The sequence below is a fragment of the Arsenophonus sp. PmNCSU2021_1 genome (genome assembly GCF_036919435.1).
GTDB lineage: Bacteria > Pseudomonadota > Gammaproteobacteria > Enterobacterales > Enterobacteriaceae > Arsenophonus > Arsenophonus nilaparvatae.
The window spans coordinates 555,469-577,490 of the sequence record NZ_JAZHPL010000011.1; the positions used below are offsets into that span (position 1 = coordinate 555,469).

The 22,022-nt window shown below is 37.0% G+C and carries 19 protein-coding genes, 1 tRNA gene and 7 pseudogenes; 16 read left to right on the top strand and 11 right to left on the bottom strand.

Translation table 11 applies throughout. From position 1 onward, the window contains the following. The first annotated feature begins 108 nt into the window (after nt 1–108). Complete coding sequence (gene matP / locus V3224_RS29060) at nt 109–558, top strand: macrodomain Ter protein MatP (protein WP_334473789.1); 450 nt, start codon at nt 109–111, stop codon at nt 556–558. A 120-nt stretch (nt 559–678) separates the two neighbouring features. Here the strand turns inward: matP and ompA are convergent, their stop codons facing one another. Beyond that, nucleotides 679–1,734 (bottom strand): porin OmpA, encoded by a 1,056-nt coding sequence (ompA, locus tag V3224_RS29065; protein WP_334473791.1) that lies wholly within the window; start codon nt 1,732–1,734, stop codon nt 679–681. A 379-nt stretch (nt 1,735–2,113) separates the two neighbouring features. Next, entirely contained in the window at nt 2,114–2,464 is a 351-nt protein-coding gene (locus V3224_RS29070) for a SulA-like leucine-rich domain-containing protein (RefSeq protein ID WP_334473929.1), read from the bottom strand. A 673-nt stretch (nt 2,465–3,137) separates the two neighbouring features. On the opposite strand from V3224_RS29070, the gene V3224_RS29075 reads away from it, so the two are divergent. Next, nucleotides 3,138–3,695 (top strand): TfoX/Sxy family protein, encoded by a 558-nt coding sequence (locus V3224_RS29075; protein WP_334473793.1) that lies wholly within the window; start codon nt 3,138–3,140, stop codon nt 3,693–3,695. 69 nt (nt 3,696–3,764) lie between these two features. On the opposite strand, the pseudogene yccS reads toward V3224_RS29075, so the two are convergent. After that, nucleotides 3,765–5,902: pseudogene (gene yccS, locus V3224_RS29080) on the bottom strand (YccS family putative transporter). 137 nt (nt 5,903–6,039) lie between these two features. Here yccS and helD point away from each other — a divergent pair. Then, nucleotides 6,040–8,094 (top strand): DNA helicase IV, encoded by a 2,055-nt coding sequence (gene helD, locus V3224_RS29085; protein ID WP_334473795.1) that lies wholly within the window; start codon nt 6,040–6,042, stop codon nt 8,092–8,094. A gap of 85 nt (nt 8,095–8,179) precedes the next feature. On the opposite strand, the gene V3224_RS29090 is transcribed toward helD, so the two are convergent. Further along, on the bottom strand, nt 8,180–8,641 hold the full coding sequence (locus tag V3224_RS29090) for a methylglyoxal synthase (protein ID WP_334473796.1): 462 nt from the start codon (nt 8,639–8,641) through the stop codon (nt 8,180–8,182). A 158-nt stretch (nt 8,642–8,799) separates the two neighbouring features. Here V3224_RS29090 and V3224_RS29095 point away from each other — a divergent pair, with 158 nt between their 5' ends. After that, nucleotides 8,800–9,042, top strand: a complete 243-nt coding sequence (locus tag V3224_RS29095; RefSeq protein ID WP_442891162.1) for a CoA-binding protein — start codon at nt 8,800–8,802, stop codon at nt 9,040–9,042. Between the two features lie 161 nt (nt 9,043–9,203). Next, nucleotides 9,204–9,410, top strand: a pseudogene (locus tag V3224_RS29100) (CoA-binding protein); the annotation flags it as partial. 51 nt (nt 9,411–9,461) lie between these two features. Here the strand turns inward: V3224_RS29100 and hspQ are convergent. After that, nucleotides 9,462–9,782 (bottom strand): heat shock protein HspQ, encoded by a 321-nt coding sequence (hspQ, locus tag V3224_RS29105; protein WP_180560911.1) that lies wholly within the window; start codon nt 9,780–9,782, stop codon nt 9,462–9,464. Nucleotides 9,783–9,983: 201 nt separating this feature from the next. Here hspQ and yccX point away from each other — a divergent pair, with 201 nt between their 5' ends. After that, on the top strand, nt 9,984–10,271 hold the full coding sequence (yccX, locus tag V3224_RS29110; RefSeq protein WP_334473799.1) for an acylphosphatase: 288 nt from the start codon (nt 9,984–9,986) through the stop codon (nt 10,269–10,271). A 4-nt stretch (nt 10,272–10,275) separates the two neighbouring features. On the opposite strand, the gene V3224_RS29115 is transcribed toward yccX, so the two are convergent. Next, nucleotides 10,276–10,605 carry a TusE/DsrC/DsvC family sulfur relay protein gene (locus V3224_RS29115; RefSeq protein WP_334473800.1) on the bottom strand — a complete coding sequence of 110 codons (330 nt, stop codon included), beginning with the start codon at nt 10,603–10,605 and terminating at the stop codon, nt 10,276–10,278. 182 nt (nt 10,606–10,787) lie between these two features. On the opposite strand from V3224_RS29115, the gene V3224_RS29120 reads away from it, so the two are divergent. Then, nucleotides 10,788–10,875: transfer RNA gene (locus tag V3224_RS29120), tRNA-Ser, on the top strand. A 411-nt stretch (nt 10,876–11,286) separates the two neighbouring features. On the opposite strand, the gene V3224_RS29125 is transcribed toward V3224_RS29120, so the two are convergent. After that, the gene (locus V3224_RS29125; protein WP_334473802.1) at nt 11,287–11,703 is read right to left on the bottom strand and encodes a hypothetical protein; all 417 of its coding nucleotides are present in this window, start codon (nt 11,701–11,703) and stop codon (nt 11,287–11,289) included. A 796-nt stretch (nt 11,704–12,499) separates the two neighbouring features. Beyond that, entirely contained in the window at nt 12,500–13,414 is a 915-nt protein-coding gene (locus V3224_RS29130) for an IS701 family transposase (RefSeq protein ID WP_334473804.1), read from the bottom strand. Here V3224_RS29130 and V3224_RS29135 point away from each other — a divergent pair. Both V3224_RS29135 and istA (V3224_RS29140) read left to right on the top strand, forming a co-directional pair. Then, on the top strand, nt 13,399–14,697 hold the full coding sequence (locus tag V3224_RS29135; protein WP_334473805.1) for a LodA/GoxA family CTQ-dependent oxidase: 1,299 nt from the start codon (nt 13,399–13,401) through the stop codon (nt 14,695–14,697). The genes V3224_RS29130 and V3224_RS29135 overlap by 16 nt on opposite strands. A 123-nt stretch (nt 14,698–14,820) precedes the next feature. After that, entirely contained in the window at nt 14,821–15,501 is a 681-nt protein-coding gene (gene istA, locus V3224_RS29140) for an IS21 family transposase (protein ID WP_334473807.1), read from the top strand. 43 nt (nt 15,502–15,544) lie between these two features. Here istA (V3224_RS29140) and istB (V3224_RS29145) read toward each other — a convergent pair. The 3 genes and pseudogenes from istB (V3224_RS29145) to istA (V3224_RS29155) form a co-directional block, all read right to left on the bottom strand. Then, a pseudogene (gene istB / locus V3224_RS29145) lies at nt 15,545–16,021 on the bottom strand (IS21-like element helper ATPase IstB); the annotation flags it as partial. Nucleotides 16,022–16,194: 173 nt separating this feature from the next. After that, nucleotides 16,195–16,503 (bottom strand): ATP-binding protein, encoded by a 309-nt coding sequence (locus V3224_RS29150; protein WP_334473808.1) that lies wholly within the window; start codon nt 16,501–16,503, stop codon nt 16,195–16,197. Next, on the bottom strand, nt 16,490–17,530 hold the full coding sequence (gene istA, locus V3224_RS29155) for an IS21 family transposase (RefSeq protein ID WP_334473809.1): 1,041 nt from the start codon (nt 17,528–17,530) through the stop codon (nt 16,490–16,492). Before istA (V3224_RS29155) ends, V3224_RS29150 begins: the two co-directional genes overlap by 14 nt. 96 nt (nt 17,531–17,626) lie before the next feature. Here istA (V3224_RS29155) and V3224_RS29160 point away from each other — a divergent pair. The 7 genes and pseudogenes from V3224_RS29160 to V3224_RS29190 form a co-directional block, all read left to right on the top strand. Then, a pseudogene (locus V3224_RS29160) lies at nt 17,627–17,875 on the top strand (IS21 family transposase); the annotation flags it as partial. 112 nt (nt 17,876–17,987) lie between these two features. After that, nucleotides 17,988–18,775, top strand: a pseudogene (gene istB / locus V3224_RS29165) (IS21-like element helper ATPase IstB). 50 nt (nt 18,776–18,825) lie between these two features. Next, on the top strand, nt 18,826–19,341 hold the full coding sequence (locus V3224_RS29170; RefSeq protein WP_334473811.1) for an NAD(P)/FAD-dependent oxidoreductase: 516 nt from the start codon (nt 18,826–18,828) through the stop codon (nt 19,339–19,341). Nucleotides 19,342–19,413: 72 nt separating this feature from the next. Continuing rightward, nucleotides 19,414–19,878: a hypothetical protein gene (locus V3224_RS29175; protein ID WP_334473813.1), complete on the top strand. Its 465-nt coding sequence runs from the start codon at nt 19,414–19,416 to the stop codon at nt 19,876–19,878. 113 nt (nt 19,879–19,991) lie between these two features. Continuing rightward, a pseudogene (locus V3224_RS29180) lies at nt 19,992–20,366 on the top strand (IS701 family transposase); the annotation flags it as partial. A 119-nt stretch (nt 20,367–20,485) separates the two neighbouring features. Next, complete coding sequence (locus tag V3224_RS29185) at nt 20,486–21,358, top strand: IS982 family transposase (protein WP_334467716.1); 873 nt, start codon at nt 20,486–20,488, stop codon at nt 21,356–21,358. A 28-nt stretch (nt 21,359–21,386) separates the two neighbouring features. Continuing rightward, nucleotides 21,387–21,988 (top strand): annotated as a pseudogene (locus tag V3224_RS29190) (transposase); the annotation flags it as partial. Between the last annotated feature and the right edge of the window lie 34 nt (nt 21,989–22,022).

The window sequence follows — 22,022 nt, forward strand, 5'->3', positions numbered from 1 at the left end:
TATAGTGTGATTTCTTACTAAGATTTTATTAAGTTGGCTAAAAAACCAAACGTTTTTATTTTTAAATGTTGTTATAATTACATAAGTTACGTTGTCACAGAGATGATTATGAAATATCAACAGCTTGAAAATCTTGAATGTGGTTGGAAATGGGATTACTTGGTTAAAAAGTATCGCAATGGTGAGAATATCACTAGGTATATAGAAAAAAGCGCCGTTCAGGATGCGATTGAGCAACTGTTGAAATTAGAAAATACCCCAACAAAAGTGATAAACTGGATAAAAAATCATATGTCGCCAGATTTATCCAATCGAATGAAGCAAACAATTAGAGCCCGCAGAAAGCGACATTTTAATGCCGAGCATCAGCACTCATGTAAAAAATCTATCGATTTAGATTTTCTTGTCTGGCAAAGACTATCTATTTTAGCAAGAAAACAAGGCTGCACGCTCTCTGAAGCTATTGTGCATCTTATTGAAGATGCAGAGAGAAAAGACCAGTATGCAAACCAAATGTCGACATTTAAGCAGGATTTGCAAAATATACTGGGTGACTAGCGTAAAAATAGGATCTTAAATCTGGATTTTTTAGCCATCTTAGCAATAAATTTTAAGCAAAAAATAACCCTTTAAAAAAGGGTTATTTTATTTGTAAATAAATAATTTTTTAAACAGATACTACGGTTGTGGAGTTACTTCTGTAGTACCTTGGATCTCGATTTCAACTCGACGATCTGGTGCTAAGCAATTGATTAATGCAGCGCGAGGTTTTACGTTATTACAAGTACTACCTGTTACTGGATTTTCTTCTCCGCGACCTTGTGAACTAATTGCGTTCGCTGGAATACCTTTAGAAATCAGGTAGCTCATAACTTCATGTGCGCGCTTCTGAGATAAAGGTTTGTTGTAGGATGGTGAACCAATACGGTCAGTATAGCCAAGAACCATCACACGCCCTTGAGTTGGGTCAAGATTCGTTAGTTCGCTATACAACTTATCAAGTTCAGCTTTACCTGCTGGCTTCAAGGTATGTTTATTGAACTCAAATAAAACGTCAGAACGTAAAGTAAAACGTTTGTTTTCGATTGGTGCTGGAGCTGGAGCTGGAGCTGGTACAATCACAGGCGCTGCGTCTTGATTGAATCGATATGCAACACCAACGCTCAACATCCCATTATCTGGACGAACGGATAGTGAATCTTTATCACCAATATGACTCACCCATTGATAATCTAAACGAGTTGCCCATTCAGGGGTAATAGCATATTCAAGCCCTAGCGCATAAACTGGAGAAACACCAGTGTCATGCTTTTTAAAGGAATCTTGACCGGATACGTTTGCTTTTGCATCAGTCCGCCATACCATACCACCGAGACGACCATAAACATCTAATTCGTCTGTCAGTGGATAACTTAGACGAGCGGTTAATTGAACACCCATCGATTTCAGGCTACCGTTATTTGGCTGACCAGAATATCTCATTCTGCCAAACCAGTCATAACCTAATTCGAAACCGAGATATTGATTATGTTGGTAACCAACATAGGCACCTGCGCCTAGTTGATCGCGCTTAGTTTTACCACTGCCAACATTTTCATCGTAAGGATGAAAGCCGGTATCTTCAAAGTGTGACCAACCTAATTTAGCACCGGTATACCAGGTATTATCTTTGGGGGCCGCCTGAGCTGCAGTTGCGAAAGCTGCCACTGCTACTGCGATAGCTATCTTTTTCATTTTACGCCTCTTTATCATCCAATATAGGCATCAGCTTCTTGAGCTTTTTTATAAGCCGTATGGTTTAAAATGCTGGTTAAGTTATTACTCTCTACTATCTTCGTTTCTACTTTATCTGCCTAAGGAATTATTCAAATAAAAAGTAGAATCAAAGCACTGCCTTAACGTTGTAAAGTCTACAACGAACTTCAAAAGTTACAAGTAGAGGAAACATTAATCTCATTAACTTTTTAAAAGGCAATCGGTGAATTATAGATATAATTTATAACTATATTGCCATGGTTAAAGAATTAACCAAATGATTTATATTATTTTTTTTTGTTTTTGTCTATTGTCGTTTACAATTCATTAAATAGATTAGGAATAATCCTAATCTAGGCTAGTGATAATAATTAGAATGAATTTTTAGCTGATTAGAATGCCCGCGGGCACAATTTATATTTTCAGGCCGCATAACAAAGCCAATACTGTTTCCAAGCTGTGCTGCATGCTCTAAATGTTGTAAACATGATGGTGATAAAGTCGGTAACCAGCCTAAGACAATACTACAATTGCCGCTAGATAATGCTTTTATCATAGCAATAACGCTCATTTCTGGGCTTAGTGAATTTATTTGTACTGTTTTATTTAACGGTAGCTCTGAATTAATCAACCAATTACGGCTTAATTTTCGGTTAGGATTTAGCCATAATAGCCAACGAGATTCATCGCGAGCCGGTGTAATAATGATGTCAGAAGTACTTCAACCATAGGATTATTTTCATTATATACCCATTCATTAACTACGCCATTTGAATATACTGGCGCATTTCTATAATTTGGTAATAGTAAATTTTGGACATTACTAGGTTGATTCTCTGTTTTTATTGGGTAATTCCATGTGTTGGTATTTATATTGATCTCAGTTTATTACTGTACGCATACACAGTAATTGTATATTCATATAATATCAAGCCGATTTTTACAAAGCGCTTCGCAAAAATTAACTTTTCTGCTTAATTGAACATTTAATTGTTGCCGTTTGGATAGGATTGCGTATTTTTTATTCTGCCTGTTAAGTAGAATATTTTTATTAACTATTAATGAGTTAAGTGGATATATGCGACAGTTTATTTATTATAAATATTGAATATAAAGGGTAACTATTAAGTTATGTTTTGTAATTGGTAAGATATTTATTTAGCTATATTTAATTTAATATTAAACGATGCTTAAGGTTTTATTCGTCGCCTTTTGTGTACACGGTTTTGCAATAATCAAGGAGGTTTTTAAAGTGGATGAAATAACTTAATAAATTTTTTACTATTTTAACTGATTAAAATATGGAGAAGTATAAAAATATTAGATTTGTGAGCGTTCACATGGAGAGTGGCAATTATGCTTTTATTTGATTCTCGTTTTTCTTGTTTGCAAAGCCTAATGGAAAATTATGGCCACATAAAGAAAAAACCGCATTTCGGGGGTTATTGTATTCTAGTCAATCATGTCATTATTGGGCAGGTATTGGATGGCGAGTTTTATTTGCTGAACTTCAATTTGAAGTGTCAGGATTGCAAAAACTGATTTATACCAAGAAAGGCGTTCCTCTTATATTAAAGTATTTTTTTATCAATGAAATGCTTTGTAATGATAATTTACTTTTATGTTATTACATTGATCTCGCTTATAAAGCGGCCGTGGAAGAGTTATCTCAGAAACAGCATTCAAATATCAGGATCAAAGACTTACCAAATATGAATATGTCGATAGAAAGGGTATTAGGTAAAGTAAGGATTAGCGATGTAGACTATTTAAAAATGTTAGGTGCTAAAGTTTGTTATTTAAAATTAAGGCAGAAGAAAGTCAATCTGAGTATTAAATTACTATTTGAATTAGCTGGGGCTATTGAAGGCTATCATATTGTAGTACTTCCTGAGTCAATAAAAATTGAATTAATTACTTGGTACAATAGCCTAACGTAAAGAAATACATCAAGAAAATGATTTTATGGCCAGTTTTATATTTAATAAAATTTACTAATTATAACTATTTTAGTCTGGCTCTTGTTGGTTAATAAAAACAATCAGAGAGGTGATTTCTGGCAACAGGTTAATTAATAATAATAATTGCTCAACAATGAGTTGTTCTTTGTTATTTTCTCCTAATTGTATGGTTTGGAAGCGTTGAATCAATGCGTCGTCTAACTCTTTGACTGCTTGGTTATTTTATAAGGCAAAATTCAATGCCGACTCAATATAGGCGATTGTACTATCAAGAATAGGTAAAATAGTTTGATTATTAAGTTGTTCGCGATGTGCTCCCAAGGCGGAAATATAACCCAACATGCTGTGATTAAGGCAGAGTAATCTAAAAATTTTTTCTGGAGAGATATTATTAGTTTTTATTCTGGCTAGCATATCGGATAGAACGGAAACTAGCTCTGCGTCATTAATGTGGGCATCGCGACGAGAAATACGAGAATCGACACTGTTATTTCTACCTTGATGATACTGAAATAAAATAGCGGCAAGATAACGGCAATTACTGTTTAATGTTTGTTGCAGGACTTTTAGGTAGTTGTCGAAATTTCCAATCAGGCCAAATATAATTTACTCCAATCCAAGCAATGCTACAACCAATGATTGTATTAGTTACTCGGGGAAGCATAACGTTGAACCCTTCACCCAATAAGTTAAAACTGAGTAAAACCAGCAGAGTAATAAATAAGGTGGCTTGGGCATATTGACCATTGCGGAAGGTAAAGAAAAAAACGCCACTAATAATAATGAGTAAGAGTTGTCCTTCGATAGAGGGTACGAAATAGAGCAGAGGTAACCCAATTAGAATAGCGGCAATGGTTCCAATAATACGCAAGATTAAGCAATTCTTAGTTGCAATATAATTTGGTTGGCATACAAATAAACTTGTCAGTAATATCCAATAACCCTGTGGTAGATTAAAGCATTGAACAATAATATAACCGGTACATAATACTACTGACATTCTAATCGCATGGCGAAACAGTGTTGAATTAAGTGTTAAGTTACTGGTAAGTGTGAGCCAAAAGTCACTGATGTTAGACAATGAATTGTCAGAAAGTTGTGTTTCTGTCAATGATTGGCTATGTGGAGTTTCTATTTGCTCACAGCAATACTATTAAGTTGAGTATCTATCTCTTTAAGATTGACTAATAGGTTATAAAGTGCGTTTGTTTGTTGTTGGAATATTGTTGTGTAAGGTGTTGCAATGAATTTTCCAGATTAGCAAATGCATATTTAAATTTTGCATTATGCTGATACCTTGTATGAGATAAAATGGAGTGAGCGACCAATTGGCATGCTTCAGCTTGCATTGATAATAATTTCTGGAATCGGAAAAGAATATCACTATGCGGAAAATCCTGATTTAAATTTGGATATTTAATGTGTGATGAACTTGCTCGCTCATGGATATCTTGAACAATAAAATAGTAATGTAGGCTATTGCTAGTCCCTGATTGGTTTTTATTATTTTTCAAGCGACTAAGCAGTGTTACTTTCATTTGATTCATAGTATTGACCAGTTTGCTATTGGCCATTGCAAGATCAAAGATCGATTGTTGATAATTTTCTTCAATCTCGGGGTTAAATAAATTGGCTTTATTAGCTAGGTAGATAGAAAGTTGTTGGTAACATTGGGCTAATTTATTATGTAAGGGCTGGATAGGAAGAAAAATATGACTGATAAGTGTTAATAAATAGTACCAAATAGCCCCGATAAGTAACAGTATCGGTTGTTGATACCAAATTGTAAAAATAGCCGTTCCAAGCATGGTATAGATTGCGACCAGAAGTGCGCCAAAGGCGATTGTTCCGTAGGGTAACCCGAGAACACCAAGAAATGTAAAGCTAAAAGTTGATAACGCTAAGCCAATAAAAAATAGCCACGGGTAGGGAAATCGTAGCTCAACAGTGACCGAGGCAATCAGAAATGATAATAGGGTGATGGCGATATTACGAAGCTTACCAATAAATCGATCATCAAGATCAGTTAATGCAGCGGCAACGACACCCAGTGTTAAAGGGATAGTTATTTTAAGTTGTTCACCTAAAATCCAAGGGAGTAATGTTGTTCCTGAGAGCGCAATTAGTATTCGGATATAATAAAGGATGTTGCTATTATAAAATACATGGCGAAAGCTAGAGAACATGGTAAGCACAATAACCCCTAATTTGTCAGCATACTGATTAATAGTATAAAAGCATCCATAATAGCCTATAAGGTTTAGCAAAGAGAAAAAACTTTTTCTTGCCATCGCCTAACATATTTTAGCTAAGGTAGTGTGTAATGGAATTGAAATCGACACATGTAGGTCAGCGTTTCGCTCAACATCCTTATAATCGAGTTCGTCTATTGAATGCGGGTGTGGAAGTGAGTGGTGAAAAACATCAGTATCTCATTCCGTTTAATCAACTTGTTGATATACGTTGTAAACGAGGTATTGTTTGGGGAGAGCTTGAATTTGAATTACCAAGCAACCAGGTAGTTCGTTTACACGGTACCGAATGGAACGAAACACAACATTTTTTTCATTATCTTATTGATATATGGAAAAAATGGAGTCAAGAGATGAGTTCGATTTGCTCAGATGTTTTATCTGAACAAGTGCAAGAAATAGAGAAATACTTAATCCAGGATAGTTGGTTTACCCATGCGCAACTTACTCTGTTGCAAAATCAAATTAATAGCAGATTAAATGCCCTTCCAATGCCGCTTGTGCGTTTAAATGAATTCACAAGTTGCCGCCAAAATTATGCTGTTTGTCAGCATTGGCTCCATTTGAGCCATCAGGCACTATGTGACATTAATCAATATTGGGTCGCTCGCTTGTTTAAGCAGTACTCTGAATTTTTTCAGCAACTTACTATTGCTCCGTTAAACCAATCTCAAATCAATTGTGTGGTCAATGGCGAACAAAATATTTTAGTATTGGGCGGACCAGGTAGCGGTAAAACGTCTGTTTTGATAGCGAAAATGGGTTGGCTTTTACTCAGGCAACAGGCTATTGCTGAACAGATTTTATTACTTGCGTTTGATGAGAAAACAGCAAAAAAAATGAATGAATTGGTTCATACTGATTTAGGGCAGCCAGCATTTCAGGCAAAAACTTGTAATAGCTTAGTACTGCATATTATTCAAAGTTGCAGTAATAAAAATGTCGCTATTAGTGAATTAGAAATAAATGAACAAAAAAGACATAATTTTCTGGTCAGTGAATGGCGAAAGCAGTGCCATGAGCGAAAAGCGCAGGCAAAAGGGTGGCGTGAGTATTTAACGCGAGAATTAGCTTGGAATATAGCTAGCGGTGAGTTTTGGCATGACAAGCAATTAGCAAAAAGATTAGTGGTTCGTTTAGATAATTGGCTTAATTTATTACGTATACATGGCGGCAGTCAGAAAACAATAAGTGAATTAGCAACGCCAGAAGAGAGCAAGCAACTGCAAATGGAGCTGCGATTAGCGGCACCCATTATTAAAAGATGGAAATCGATGCTAAAAGCCGAGGGGGCAGTTGATAGCTTAGGGCTGATACATCAGGCAATTAATTTATTACAGAAAGGAAAATTTATTAGCCCATGGAAATACATTCTGATTGATGAATTCCAAGATTTTTCGCCATTAGAAATACAGTTACTGCAGTTATTACGAGAACAGAGTACACAAACTCACTTGTTTGCAGTTGGTGATGATGGGCAAGCAATTTATCGTTTTCCGCTAGCAAAATTAAATTTAATGGCTTCTTTTGAACATTATTTTGGTCAAGGAGTTTATTGTACACTTGATACTACTTATCGTTTTAATGATCACATAGCTAAAATTGCTAGCCAATTTATACAAATGGATTCTGAGCAGCAGATTAGACCATTAAAAAGTTTTGTTAAAGCAAATAAAAAATCAATAGTTTTATTACCAGAAGAGCAACTGGAAAATCTGCTTGATAAAATGAGTGGTTATGTTACTGAAAAAGAGACGATTCTCATTTTATCGCGTTATTTTTATTTGCAACCGGCTGTGATTAAAAAAGCTAATACCCGTTGGCCTAAATTAAATATTAATTTTATACCTATCCAAGTTGCGAAAGGGTGTCAGGCCGATTATGTTATCATCCTTGGATTAGACCATGGAATAAATGGTTTTCCTATATGTGAACCTGAGTCTGCAATAGAAAAAGTATTATTATCAAAGTCTAATATTTTTCCTAACCTACAAGATAGACGTTTATTATACGTTGCTTTGACTAGAGCTAAAAAGCAAGTTTATTTATTGTATGATAAATTAACACCGTCTATTTTTGTTGAGCAATTGAAAAAATTAGGTGTATCGCAACAAAAAAGAGCATAACTGTTATTTATTATAACTTTTTTATTATTTAACTGGATTATTGCTATTGTTGTTAAAAATATATTTTAGCAATTATAACTTAACGTTATTTGTCAATTCGGGTTTCAAGGTATTGTTGATAATTAGGGATCTCAATTTCAGTTTCATGATCAAATGCTGGCGATGTGATAATGAAATCAGCACTAGCTATATTCGTGGCAACAGGAATGTTCCATACAGTAGCGAGTCGAAGTAGCGCTTTTACATCCGGATCATGTGGAACTGCATTTAATGGATCCCAAAAGAAGATTAAAATATCGATTTTTTGTTCGGCAATCATCGCGCCAAGTTGTTGATCTCCTCCCATTGGGCCACTGAGCATATTAATAATCTTTAATCCGGTATGTTGATGAATTAAGTTACCCGTTGTACCAGTGGCAAATAATTTGTGTGTTTTTAGCACAGAAATATGTTTTTGCACCCATGTTAGTAGTGATAATTTACGGTGATCATGGGCAACCAAAGCAATATTTTTACTTTTTTCCAATCTGCGAATAACGGATTCCATAAATTTCCTTACATTGATAGATATTTACTAGTTTAGCAACTAACGCACTTTGCCAATATTGATTGAGTTAACTCAACAAATTCGACAAGTGTAGTAGCACTTTATTGCGATTTATATCATAGTTTAGTAATTATTTTTAAATTATGGAGTTGTTGTAAATGGATGATTCGAAACTGACAAATATTTTAACTAAAGTGAAATTTATAGCATTAGTTGGCACTAGTGATAAAATTGACCGCCCAAGTTATAAGGTGATGAAATACCTTATAAATCAAGGATATAATGTGACCCCTGTCAGTCCAAAACTAGCAGGCAAAGAATTACTCGGTCAAAAAGTTTATGCCCATTTAGTTGATATTCCATATCCAACACGAGTTTCGCACAGGCATATAAAGTTCTAGAAATGGCTTAAAAGCAATGGTTTATCTGCAAGTTACTAAAACACATAAATTTTATTAAATTACAATAAGTTGTATTTAATTTATAAGGTTTTGTCTATTTATATATCATGCTGAATTAAACTTAAAAATAGCGCGTTTTTTTATTGGTGCGAAACTCGTGTCCAATTGATATGGTTGATGTTTTTAGAAATTCAGCCGCTGCCTTTGAAGTTGCCGAACAGTCAATAGCAATTAATGCAAAAGTAATTTGGCTACAATTAGGTGTTATTAATCAAGAGGTTAAAAAGATGGCTGAGCGAGCAGGATTAGCGGTGGTGATGAACGCTTGCCCTAAAATAGAGATACCTCGCTTAGGCTTAGAGAAATAGATCAAGGAAGATGATAGACTAACCATTTCCATTGATTGTATTTAAAATTAGTTAATTACGTAATTGTGGGGCTCTAAGTTGAGTTTTAATTGATTCCGACAGCTCATCTAACGATGACTGTTCTGGGTGCTCATCAGAAGTTTCATAAGTAATCTGGGCTTCAGCCAGATAAGTGTGAATAGGTTCACCATTATCATCTTCCATAACGACATGGTACCAGGGAGCTGAGCGTAGAGCTGCATTAGCTGCAATATCGTCATCCTGTGGTTTATCCAGGGAGTATTCGGCGTCAACATCGACGATTACTCCAAGATAACCCAGGAGTTTGTGCCTTACTTGTTGCCCAATACTAAATTTACTGGTAGTCATCATAGCTACCTCCTAGAAGCCTTGCATATTCTATAGGTAATGATATGTGGGTAATAATATAAATTTCAAGCAGGTCACTCTGTTACGCTAGTTTCTTAATAACTCTAATCCATGCAGATTAAAAACTCTATACTATGAGAGTATCTGTTGTTTACACAAAAAACAATATGTTGAAGTTATTATTTATTATAAGAGAGCACTAAAATGCGAAAGATAGGTAGAAATTACTATATATATGGGCGAGTTCAGGGTGTAGGGTTTCGTTATCATACCTTGCATTGGGGCAAAGAACATGGACTATATGGTTATGTTTGTAATCGTTATGATGGTAGTGTCAACATAAAAGCTTTCGGTACATTACAGCAAATTCAGCAGCTAGAGGATTGGCTAAAAGCTGGTGGGCCAGTGGGTGCTAAAATTGAATATTATAAAAGTGAAGAGTGCCATGTTGAAAAAGAGGTAGTAGATTTTCATATTCGACACTCGCTGTGATAACTCAAATACATTTTACTGGCTTAGGTAAACCTGCAAGTTTTGTTGCTTGTTTCGCTGGTCCTTTTGGAAAAAGGCGATAAAGATAGCTGCTATTACCAATATCCTCACCATATTTTTTAGCAATTGCCTTTACTAACATACGAATAGACGGCGAGGTATTGAATTCGAGATAAAATTCACGAATGAAGCGAATAATTTCCCAGTGTTGCTCCGTTAATGTAATATTCTCTTGTTTGGCTAGTAGATATACCATGGATTCACACCATTCTTGGCTATTTTTAAGGTAACCATCGCCATCAGTGTTAATTTCACGACCTTCAAATATAAACATATGATATTTCTAAGCTTAAAAAAATGGATGGTTAATTTAACAAAATTGAACTCTTTACCCAAGTATATTAGTAAAATGCCGATAAATTAAGCGAATAATCACTTAATAGCATAAATATATAGCGATTAAATTATATAAGGCTTTACAACCATTCAAGCTGTGTTTATAGTTCTTGGCATTGTGGAGGGGTGGCCGAGCGGCTGAAGGCAGCGGTCTTGAAAACCGCCGATGGGAAACCATCCGAGAGTTCGAATCTCTCCTCCTCCGCCATTTTCGTTTTAGTCGCGTCTTTTAAACACAGACGAATCTTTATCAATCCAACAAATTAGTAAATTCCATTGTGTACAATGGGTTATTGCAATCTTGCTACAATTTATTATATCGAATTGTTCACTGTCATTTTTATCCCATCGATCTATAAAGCTATTTGATATGGTTAGTAAGCTCATTTAGTCAAATTGATATTTACAGAAACCAGAATTAAATAGATAACGCTAAACCAATAAGTCATTAATGAAGATTCAATGAGTCTCATTTTATGTAAAAGAATGTTTTATTATTCTTTTGAGGAAAAGTTTTGCATTAAATTTAACCTGACAGATATCATATAAATAATGGACAACTGTCAGTTTGTTTAAATTTGGTTAATAATTTTAACTTGTTTATATCGTAATTAAAATATTAACGATTTGACTTCGAGCAAAGAAAGCCAGTTGTAGGAATAAGATCAAGATTAAAATGAGAATCTTTTATTTCTGTTAATTTTAGAGCAATACCTTCTTCATTTTCTGGTTTAAATTCTAAAACCTTTAACTTTTTAGTGATATCATTGTACTTAATCTTTGCATAGCCTTTAGAGATTAAAATAGCATTATCATTACGTTGAATAATATAATCTAAAATTATTGTTCCTGCTAAATCATCAATTTCTATTGTCGCATATTTATCATCGGGATCAGCAGGACTCACTGAATCAATTTTTATGGTTTTACCAGTAGAACTGGTAATCGTTACTCTAAATCTATTGTTTGTTTTAAAGATTTTATCAGTGAATCGAAAAAATACTAAAAAACCATCACCCATTGTATTTATACTCATAGTTAATTTCCTATAGTTAATCGTTAAAAATATTTGCTTTAATGACTATATTTTATTGTTCTTATTGATTGATAAGATCATTCTTAGTATTAGTTTTCGATAATTTAAATTTGCAGAAAACTAAAATATATAAAAATAATTTTATGATATTTAAAAATAAAAAATTAATATTGCTATTTACGTTTGATAAGATATTTGCATAATTTTTAATGGTTTTCTATTTAATTTAAAATGAAAATTATGAATTTCTTATCAATAAATTTGATTAATTATTTTTATAAAAAATAAAATTTTATATTAAAAATGCAATTAGTAACCATTTGTTGAAGTTATATAAAAATTATTTTATTTTTATGAAAAATTTAACCATATTATAAATATTATTCTAGATAAAATATTTCTTATAAAAATATAATTTATTCTTTATAAAGAAAAGTTGGTAATCAAATAAAAAATGTTTTCTAAATGAAAACAGCATAAATAAATGCATTATTTTTATTAAGCCAGTTCATTATCAAAATATTTATTTCGTAATTGAAATGTAAAAAAATAGTGGTTATCGAGTCATCTTATTAGATTATGTAAGGATAATAACCAGGAAAATAATGGTAAATATTAAACCAGTTTATTCCTCTAACTAAAAATGATATTAGAATGTACTAAATTAAAATATAATTAATAGCAAAATGTTACTAGAAAGAATAAAAATATTCTCTTTCACGAGTTTCGCACAAAACTAATTTGGGTACGCTAATAAAACACGGATTTGCTCAGTAATAGCACTTTTGATTACGTCCTAATTTTGTTGATAAAGGGTTATTTTTTCAGATATACGACGTTTATGTTGTTCAAACCACGCAGAAATAGCGAGAAAAATATGATTTCTTTGCGCTCGGCTCGTGCGAGCCTGACAGCGTTCAATACCACAGTTTTGTTTAACTTCTCGATGATAAACTTCAACAGACCAACGGGCATCCATGATAGATTGGACGTATTGACGGGTGGGATTCTCTTTGTTTGTTACTATGTAATCAATACGGCCGTTTTTGGCTGTAAATTTGAAAACGGTTACCCAACCATATCCTCGCAAGTGTATTGACGTTCCTTCTTCTGAGATGTCTAACTTGTTCAGTTGTTTGTTATGGTTAACAATCCTATTTTTCCTCAGCGTGGTTACCCAGATCCAACCATGAGAGCGAATTGATTTCAGGTTATCCAGGCTAGAATACCAAGCATCCATCACTACGGCTTCTGGCATGATCCCTCTTTTTTTAGCAAGAGTGAGCATTTCGGAAAAGTGCGTGTTTTTTGTTTTTCCATCAGAATCTTTATGATAAATAAGATAATTGATAGGAATTGATTCAACCTTCGTCAGATCATGCCAAAGCAAATTAACTAAACCTATGCCAGCAATAACATCATGTTCATTACCTGAATATTGATAATGGACCATCACTATTTTTTTACTACGTGTTTTGGCAATCAATGTATCATCGGCAATTAGTACGCAAGGGCTTTTTTTGTCTATAGAAGGTTCAACTAATCGCCATAGGTCTTTAGGTCTAAAACATCTACTTTTTAGCCATCGGCTAACAGTGTCATGAGATAAAGGCGATGGGCTTACTTCTGATAACGCTAAACCAGAGTATCTTAAACTGCTTACTTGTAAGAATGTTTTATAGATATCTTTAATACATGGATAACCCGACAAAATATGAACACCCTGATTTTTTCTTGTTTTTAAATTTATACTTCTTTTTTGGAGATTGCGAAACTCGTGTGATCAAGCACTCAGCTATGGATGCGGGCAAAATTCTACCTGAAGAAAAAACTTCTTATGCTAAAGATATTTTGCCGTTGCTACAACGTCTCTCCAATCTACAGTGGGCTAACCTAGGCTTTGCGCAAACATTTGGCCCGGGTGGTTCATTTCCACTAGATGCAGATCTCATTAATGAATTATCTAAGCCGGAAAATGATGCTAAACGTTTTAAAGTCTATGAGCGATTCCGTTCACCTGATGATGAAAGTGTTGATAGTGGAGATAAGATGAAGTGGCCTCAGCTTTATGGCGATGGATATGCTGCTGAATATCCTTCTGGTAAAGGTGATCTTCTAGCCGTGGATAAACAAAATTATAAGCATTTAGAAAACTTCGTATCAGCAAAATTTAATGATGATATGACGGGTAATAATTATGTAAGTGGTATTTCTTTCCCCGATCCATGTTATGACAAGCCTGTAGATGAGTTACCGATTGCTGAACAGCCGGCCATTTTGGATAAGGGGCCATTATCTTACTGTCTTGCAGATGCATTTCATCCGGGTTGTGAACTGACTTGGCCTATGCGGCATACCACATTATATAGTGACAATGACTTTTTACGTATTAAACGCCGTGAAGACGGTATTTTAGAACAGGATTATGGTGATGTACTAACACCCGAACAAGCTCTGGCGGCTGATGGACCCCTTCATGCTCAAGGTCCTGGTGATTTAACACGTTGGATGGCGATGCCATGGCAAGGCGATACCGCTCGCTGTCGCTCAGGTTATGACAAAGAATTCCATCCTTATATGCCATCTTATTGGCCGGCAAGAGTGCCGAATGAAATTTTTAGTGAGAAAAATTATAAAATATTTATTGATACTGAGCTGAGCGCCGAAGAGCGCGACAATGCTTTTCAACAACGTGACAGTTGGCTACGGGCATTTCTATTAGAAGGTCATGATAATGAGACAGTAATGCAAGCAGTTGTCTCCCGTTTTGATGAATTGGGGATTGTACAACGTTTGCCTGCCCCAGAAGATTATTCATCGTGTATTGAAAGCGTATTTGTTGAACAATTAAAACCCGGTCAACCCCCTTTGCCTGAAGCGGCTTCTGCTTTTGGTGGACGTATTGATGGTAAGCCGATTGATAATCAAGTGGATTTATTAAAACAAGCAGGATGGACTGAAGAAAAATGGGACAAATTTCGTCGTACACGTTAACTCCTTTGACATGTGAAGTCCTGATTGTCGGTGCCGGCTGTCGCTACCAATGTAAAAATGATCCACTTGCTAATGTAAAACTGATCCACTAAGAGTAAATATGGCAGTTTTAAGGTACTGCCGATGATAACATTGGAGATCAGAGTGGAAATTTCTGTTTTACATCGCCAGGGTATGTCTATACGTGCGATTGCGCGACGGCTTTCATGCTCAAGAGTAACCGGGAGGCGATATCTTCGTAGCACTGAAGCGGCGGCGAATATGCGTTATAAATCGAGAGCGCCTAGACCCGGTAAGTTGGATCCCTTCAAGGTATATATTCTCGAACGCGTAGAGGCGGCCAGACCTGATTGGATACCGGCCTGCGTATTGCTACGGGAGATCCGTGAACGAGGCTACACAGGCAGCTATAGCTTGCTGACCGCTTTTCTTCATCCTATGAAAAAAACCGTTATTGAAGATGTTGTCCGCTTTGAGACTGAACCCGGTGAACAGATGCAGGTTGACTTCACGATTATCAGACAGGGGAAGAATCCTTTGATGGCATTCGTTGCCACGTTAGGCTGGAGTCGCTCCACTTTTGTTAGGTTTTACACCTGTCAAAATTCAGCAGCCTGGGGCGAGGGGATTGAGTCAGCCCTACAGTATTTTGGCGGTACGCCTCGTCAGCTGCTATTTGATAATGCGAAGACCATTATCATTGAGCGTGATGTTTATGGTCCTGGTAAACACCGCTGGAACCCACAGCTTATCAAGCTTGCCGAAAAATATGCTTTCAGTCTGTCAACGATCACCGAAAACTGATCCTCTTTTTAGCTAAATCCGATCAATCAAAATTGATCCACTTTTACTCAGTCATTGCTCCTGAGCGCCGCTTATCTTTCAATCGATAGCTTTCACCGCTTAATTGCAGTACATGCGAATGATGAAGTAAACGATCAAGCATAGCGGCAGTTAATGTTGCGTCATCAGCAAAAGCATTTGGCCATTGCCCAAATGATAAGTTACTCGTCAATATGACACTGCCATGCTCATAACGCTTGGCAATCACATTGAAAAACAGGTTTGCTTCTTCTCGCCCAAACGACAGGTATCCAATCTCATCGATAATCAACAATTTCGGGGCCATCACCGAACGTGATAGATATTGTTTGAGCTTATTTTGTCGTTTGGCAGTTGAGAGTTGCAACATCAGTTCAGCTGCCGTGGTAAAGCGGGTTTTCTTCTTGGCCTGTACTGCTTTTAATCCTAACCCAATAGCTAAATGCGTTTTGCCTACACCGCTTGGGCCAAGCAACACGACATTTTCATTACGTTCAATAAACCACGAGTTTCGCACGGGCATATAAAATTCTAGAAATGGCTTCAGAACAATAATTAATCTGTAACTTACTAAGACGTATAAATTTACTTAAATTACAATAAGTTATTTTTAATTTATGAGATTTTTTCTATTTATATATTATGCTGAATTAAACTTAAAAATAGAGCGTTTTTTTATTGGTGCGAAACTCGTGTAAACGTTAATGCGCTTAATTCCTGTATGTGTTGTTTGGGGATCCCCGTTGCAAACTTAAAATCGAACGTATTAAGTTCTTTATGTGCTGGGAATCCTGCCATCCGACTCAAAAGATTACGGGTTCGTTCATCTCGTTGTTGTTGCTCACATTTTAATAGGGACAGTAAAAACTCTCCGTAGCTTTTGTCTTGGGCAATGCATTGTTCGGCAAGTGATGACCAATGAGTCGGAATAGAATTTAATTTCAATGACTCACACAGGTGTTCAATTTGTTCATGCAATAACATGTTCACCTCCCAGCAATGCTTCGTATACGCTGATTGAGTGTTGCAAACTGACAGATTCAAGGGGCGGTACGATACGGATATTAAGCGTATCAGTCTGCGGGATAGATTGGCAAACCCTTGCTGGTAAGGGTAGAAGATACTTAACTTCCTTAGCTAGTCTATCTGCTGGCTTCTCTAACGTTGTTCCATGAATCCGCTGATGGGCAACGCGTTGTAACCAGGGCCCCACTCTTGCATTAGCTATCTCAATATCCAGTTCAAGATTATGAGCACGAAGGTCGGTATTTAATGGTACGATAAAGCTGTTTTTTAAATAGTGGTTAAAGCGCTCTACTTTCCCTTTAGTTTTTGCCCTGTAGGGCTTGCAAGCACACAATTTAAACCCGTAATCTTTCGACATTTGAAGCATTTCGACATGTAATTTATGTTCACCTTCTGCATAAGCATCCCGTTCGATGATGAGGGATTTTGCGTTATCACACAATATTTCGTGTGGTACACCACCAAAATAGTCGAAAGCTTCTCGTAAACCTTGTTGCCAGGATTCTGCTCGTTCATTATCAAAGAACTTTACATAACTCGCACGCGAATAGCCTAGCGTTGCAACAAACGCTTTTAGTGATTTTTTACCTCGCCGGATGCTGGTGAAGTCGATTTGCATTTGTTGACCTGGCTGTGTTTCAAAACGGACGACAGCTTCGGGAACAATGCTTGGTTTAAATTGACAAACAAATCGGCGTAATTGAGCAATACCTCCTTGATAGCCGCTTTCAACTACTTCATCAAATAAGACTGTTGCAGGGATCCAATCAGGTTTAGCCAGTTCAATTCGCTGAAGCAAATAAGGTTTAAAGGGTGCTAATTTAGTCGGTTGTTGACTTCTTTTAGCATAAGTTGGCATTGTCTGTTGTTGTAAATGATGTTTTACGGTGTTACGGGATATGCCCAATTCACGGGCAATTTTTCGAAGGCTTTGTCCTTGTGCAAAGCGAACATGAATATCCACAAATATCTCCTTGGTTAACATAAATTATCCGTACAAAAATGTGCGAATAATACCAAGTGGATCAGTTTTAGATGATCGTTAGTGGATCAGTTTTGCATGATCGGTGACATCAGTCCGAAAGTCTGCCGTCCATACAGGGCGAAGACTAAAGGTAAGGTTGAACCTTTTAATCACTATCTTAAGAACAGTTTCATTGTTCCACTAACCGCGTTATTTCGTCAGGCAGGGCTTACTTTGGATGCTACCGCCGCCAACTCACGTATTGGAGACTGGCTGAGTACAATAGCTAATGTACGTAAACACGGCACTACGGGTGTATCGCCGGAAGAGCGCATGCTACAAGAACGCTTGGCACTGTTGCCGCTGCCGAAAGTCATGCAAGCACATTTCCTTTACCGATACATCAGACTCGCCCCATTCCTATCGAGAGCCTACAACATCCTTTGTCCGTCTATCAGTCGATTCTGGAGATGCCGATATGAGTCTTCAGTATGAACGCATCGAAAAATTCTGCCAGCAGCTTAAACTGGACAGACTAAGCACAGAGTGGCCAGCTGTAGCGCAAGGAACTGTCGACCAGAACGGTACACTCGCTGACTTTCTAGAGTCTGTTTTACGACACCAGTATGAAGGACTTACTGAACGTCGGCGTCAAACGATACTCCGTTTATCTGGGCTGCCAGTGATAAAGACGTTGGAGCAGTTTGATTACAAATATGCCAGCGGTGTTCCCCGTAACCAAATACAGAACTGGCTGGACTGGCTTTTATTGAGCGCCAGGAGAATATCGTGTTGCTAGGTCCGTCTGGTGTCGGTAAGACCCACCTTGCTACTGCCATCAGCTATAGGGCTGCGATGCAGGGATTAAGCATCCGTTTTCTAACTGCGGCGGACATGATGTTGCAGCTGCTTACCTCTCATCGACAAGGTGACCTTAAAGGATATCTTACCCGAGTTATCAGTAAACCTAGACTATTGATTATCGATGAAGTTGGCTATTTACCTTTTGGCAAGGAAGAAGCAAACCTGTTCTTCCAGGTGGTGGCAAAGCGATATGAAGCGGGTAGTGTGCTCTTAACTAGTAATCAGTCTTTTGCTCAGTGGTCAAGTACATTTGGTGACGATGAGACGCTAACAGCGGCTATGCTGGATAGATTGCTGCACCATGCACATATTGTACAGATTAGTGGACAAAGTTATCGGTTAAAAGACAAGCTAAAAAGCGGTCAGCTACATAAAAAATTGAAACCGGAACTTAGCGAGTAAATTAAAGGGGGTGGATCAGTTTTACTTTAGCAAAGTGGATCAGAATTCAGTTGGCATTGACAGCCGGCCCAGCCGGTACTGTAGCGGCTCGTTTGCTGGCTCTGGCTGGAATAAAGGTCGTATTAGTGGATCGTGTCAATATTGAACAACAAAAAATAGGTGAAAGCTTGCCGGGGGCAGCCCGGCCTATGCTTGAGAGGCTAGGACTAGTTTCTTGGATTGAGAAAAGTTCTTCAATCATAAATAAGGGAAATTTATCTTGTTGGGGTGGGACACAGTTGGTAGCCACCGATTTCATTCGTGACCCATATGGTTGTGGCTGGCATCTTGATCGACAACAGTTCGACCAAAATCTTAGAGATGCTGCTGAAGATGCCGGTGCTTTAATGATTAAGGGCCGTATATCTTCTGTTGTTGAAAATAGTCATGGTATACAGGCAAACGTAGGTGATCAGAGTATTACTGCGCAGTGGGTAATTGATGCAAGTGGCAACTCACGTTTTGTGGCTAGTATGTTTGGCGTTTCAAAGCACAGAGATGTGCCTTTGTTTGCGCTTTACACTTAGTGCAAAAATAGCACCGTTGATACACGCAGTGTTGTTGAGGTTGTTCCAACAGGATGGTGGTATACAGCAGGATTGCCTGACGAACAACGGGTGCTGGCATTTTTCTCCCTGCCAGAGCAAATCAAAATCCTGCGTGATAAGGATAATTTTATATCTGCATTAAAAGAGACAATACATATTGCTAACTGGTGTCCTGCTGCAGGTATCTCCTCAAGTCCATTACAGGTTACTGAGGCAACAGGTAGTTATTTGGATAAGGTTTTTGGTGCACGTTGGTTAGCTGTTGGTAGTGCAGCACTGTCATTTGAACCATTATCATCTCAAGGAATTTACAACGCAATTTATACTGGTTTACGTGGTGCTGAAGCCGTTAAAGCCGCTTTGATAGATAATGATCGTTCTTTGCTAATTCAGTATGGTGAACGCATAAAATCTATTCGTGCTACCTACAGTATTGCAATCAGTGGCTATTACCAGCAAGAACAGAGATGGCCAGAACAACCGTTCTGGATAGAACATCAAAATGAAAGGCTATAACAAATTTTCGATATTTTGAGATCGGCAAATTTGTTTGATTTGAACACGAGTTTCGCAATCTCCAAAAAAGAAGTATAAATTTAAAAACAAGAAAAAATCAGGGTGTTCATATTTTGTCGGGTTATCCATGTATTAAAGATATCTATAAAACATTCTTACAAGTAAGCAGTTTAAGATACTCTGGTTTAGCGTTATCAGAAGTAAGCCCATCGCCTTTATCTCATGACACTGTTAGCCGATGGCTAAAAAGTAGATGTTTTAGACCTAAAGACCTATGGCGATTAGTTGAACCTTCTATAGACAAAAAAAGCCCTTGCGTACTAATTGCCGATGATACATTGATTGCCAAAACACGTAGTAAAAAAATAGAGATGGTCCATTATCAATATTCAGGTAATGAACATGATGTTATTGCTGGCATAGGTTTAGTTAATTTGCTTTGGCATGATCTGACGAAGGTTGAATCAATTCCTATCAATTATCGTATTTAACCTGAGTTCGGGATAAGAAATAAAGAGAAAGTCTTGATATTCAAATAGTTGAATGAGCCTGTTTTGTTAAAATACTCTAACAGTCTGGTTAAAGAGTAGAGCATTGTTAAACAATTATGGAAAATCTTACTGAACTTTATTGCCTGATGGATGATTTTTGCAAAGACTTCGAGCCAAAAATGCATGAATATTTGCTGACTAACGGTACTAAGCGTCGTAGACGGTCTACTCAGCTTTCGTTGGCGGAAATGATGACACTGGTTGTGTTGTTTCATCAACTCCGATTCAGGCAATTCAAGGTATTTTATCTCTATTATGTCCGCTTATATCTCCGGAAGGAATTTCCTAACTTGCCATCCTATTCACGCTGTGTAGAGTTACTTCCGCGTAGTGCCTTAGCGTTAACGGCACTGTTTGAGTCAATTAAGGGAAAATGCACGGGGCTATCGGTTGCCGATTCTACTCCGATAGCGGTGTGTGATAACTTACGGATCCGCAGACATAAAGTCTTCAATGGGATAGCTGAACGGGGAAAAAATTCAACAGGTTGGTTCTTTGGTTTCAAGCTTCATGTAATTATCAATCATTTGGGGGAAATACTCAGTTTTCGACTCACACCAGGAAACACCGATGATCGGAAACCATTGCCTGAGCTGACAAAGGATCTTTCTGGTTGTTTGTACGCAGATAAAGGGTATTTATCGGCTTCACTGAAACAGCAACTCAAAACGATGGGAATTAGCCTTATAACGAATATCAAGAAGAAAATGAAGCCTATTAAACAGACTTGTTTCGACAAAGCCATCTTGCGTCATCGTTCTGTCATTGAAACGGTATTTGATGAGTTAAAAAATCTTTGTCAAATAGAGCATACGCGACATCGCTCTCCGGCTAACTTTGTAGTGAATTTATTAGGCGGACTGGTTGCATATTGTTTAATGCCATCTAAACCAAAGATACCTGTTGCAGGTACGTATCTTCAAGTATAATTGATAATGCTTATCCCGAACTCAGGTTATTTATGATAAAGATTCTGATGGAAAAACAAAAAACACGCACTTTTCCGAAATGCTCACTCTTGCTAAAAAAGAGGGATCATGCCAGAAGCGGTAGTGATGGATGCTTGGTATTCTAGCCTGGATAACCTGAAATCAATTCGCTCTCATGGTTGGATCTGGGTAACCACGCTGAGGAAAAATAGGATTGTTAACCATAACAAACAACTGAACAAGTTAGACATCTCAGAAGAAGGAACGTCAATACACTTGCGAGGATATGGTTGGGTAACCGTTTTCAAATTTACAGCCAAAAACGGCCGTATTGATTACATAGTAACAAACAAAGAGAATCCCACCCGTCAATACCTCAAATCTATCATGGATGCCCGTTGGTCTGTTGAAGTTTATCATCGAGAAGTTAAACAAAACTGTGGTATTGAACGCTGTCAGGCTCGCACGAGCCGAGCGCAAAGAAATCATATTTTTCTCGCTATTTCTGCGTGGTTTGAACAACATAAACGTCGTATATCTGAAAAAATAACCCTTTATCAACAAAATTGGGACGTAATCAAAAGTGCTATTACTGAGCAAATCCGTGTTTTATTAGCGTACCCAAATTAGTTTTGTGCGAAACTCGTGTACGTAAGGAATCATA

Excerpts from the sequence above, each read along its gene's own strand:
- V3224_RS29095 (WP_442891162.1), top strand. The coding sequence starts at position 8,800 with ATGGATGATTCGAAACTGACAAATATTTTAACTAAAGTGAAATTTATA.
- V3224_RS29150 (WP_334473808.1), bottom strand. The coding sequence starts at position 16,503 with ATGTTATTGCATGAACAAATTGAACACCTGTGTGAGTCATTGAAATTA.
- V3224_RS29185 (WP_334467716.1), top strand. The coding sequence starts at position 20,486 with ATGGAAAATCTTACTGAACTTTATTGCCTGATGGATGATTTTTGCAAA.
- istA (WP_334473809.1), bottom strand. The coding sequence starts at position 17,530 with ATGTTAACCAAGGAGATATTTGTGGATATTCATGTTCGCTTTGCACAA.
- V3224_RS29135 (WP_334473805.1), top strand. The coding sequence starts at position 13,399 with ATGGATAACCCGACAAAATATGAACACCCTGATTTTTTCTTGTTTTTA.
- yccX (WP_334473799.1), top strand. The coding sequence starts at position 9,984 with ATGCGAAAGATAGGTAGAAATTACTATATATATGGGCGAGTTCAGGGT.
- V3224_RS29090 (WP_334473796.1), bottom strand. The coding sequence starts at position 8,641 with ATGGAATCCGTTATTCGCAGATTGGAAAAAAGTAAAAATATTGCTTTG.
- V3224_RS29115 (WP_334473800.1), bottom strand. The coding sequence starts at position 10,605 with ATGTTTATATTTGAAGGTCGTGAAATTAACACTGATGGCGATGGTTAC.
- hspQ (WP_180560911.1), bottom strand. The coding sequence starts at position 9,782 with ATGATGACTACCAGTAAATTTAGTATTGGGCAACAAGTAAGGCACAAA.
- istA (WP_334473807.1), top strand. The coding sequence starts at position 14,821 with ATGATAACATTGGAGATCAGAGTGGAAATTTCTGTTTTACATCGCCAG.
- V3224_RS29125 (WP_334473802.1), bottom strand. The coding sequence starts at position 11,703 with ATGAGTATAAATACAATGGGTGATGGTTTTTTAGTATTTTTTCGATTC.
- helD (WP_334473795.1), top strand. The coding sequence starts at position 6,040 with ATGGAATTGAAATCGACACATGTAGGTCAGCGTTTCGCTCAACATCCT.
- ompA (WP_334473791.1), bottom strand. The coding sequence starts at position 1,734 with ATGAAAAAGATAGCTATCGCAGTAGCAGTGGCAGCTTTCGCAACTGCA.
- matP (WP_334473789.1), top strand. The coding sequence starts at position 109 with ATGAAATATCAACAGCTTGAAAATCTTGAATGTGGTTGGAAATGGGAT.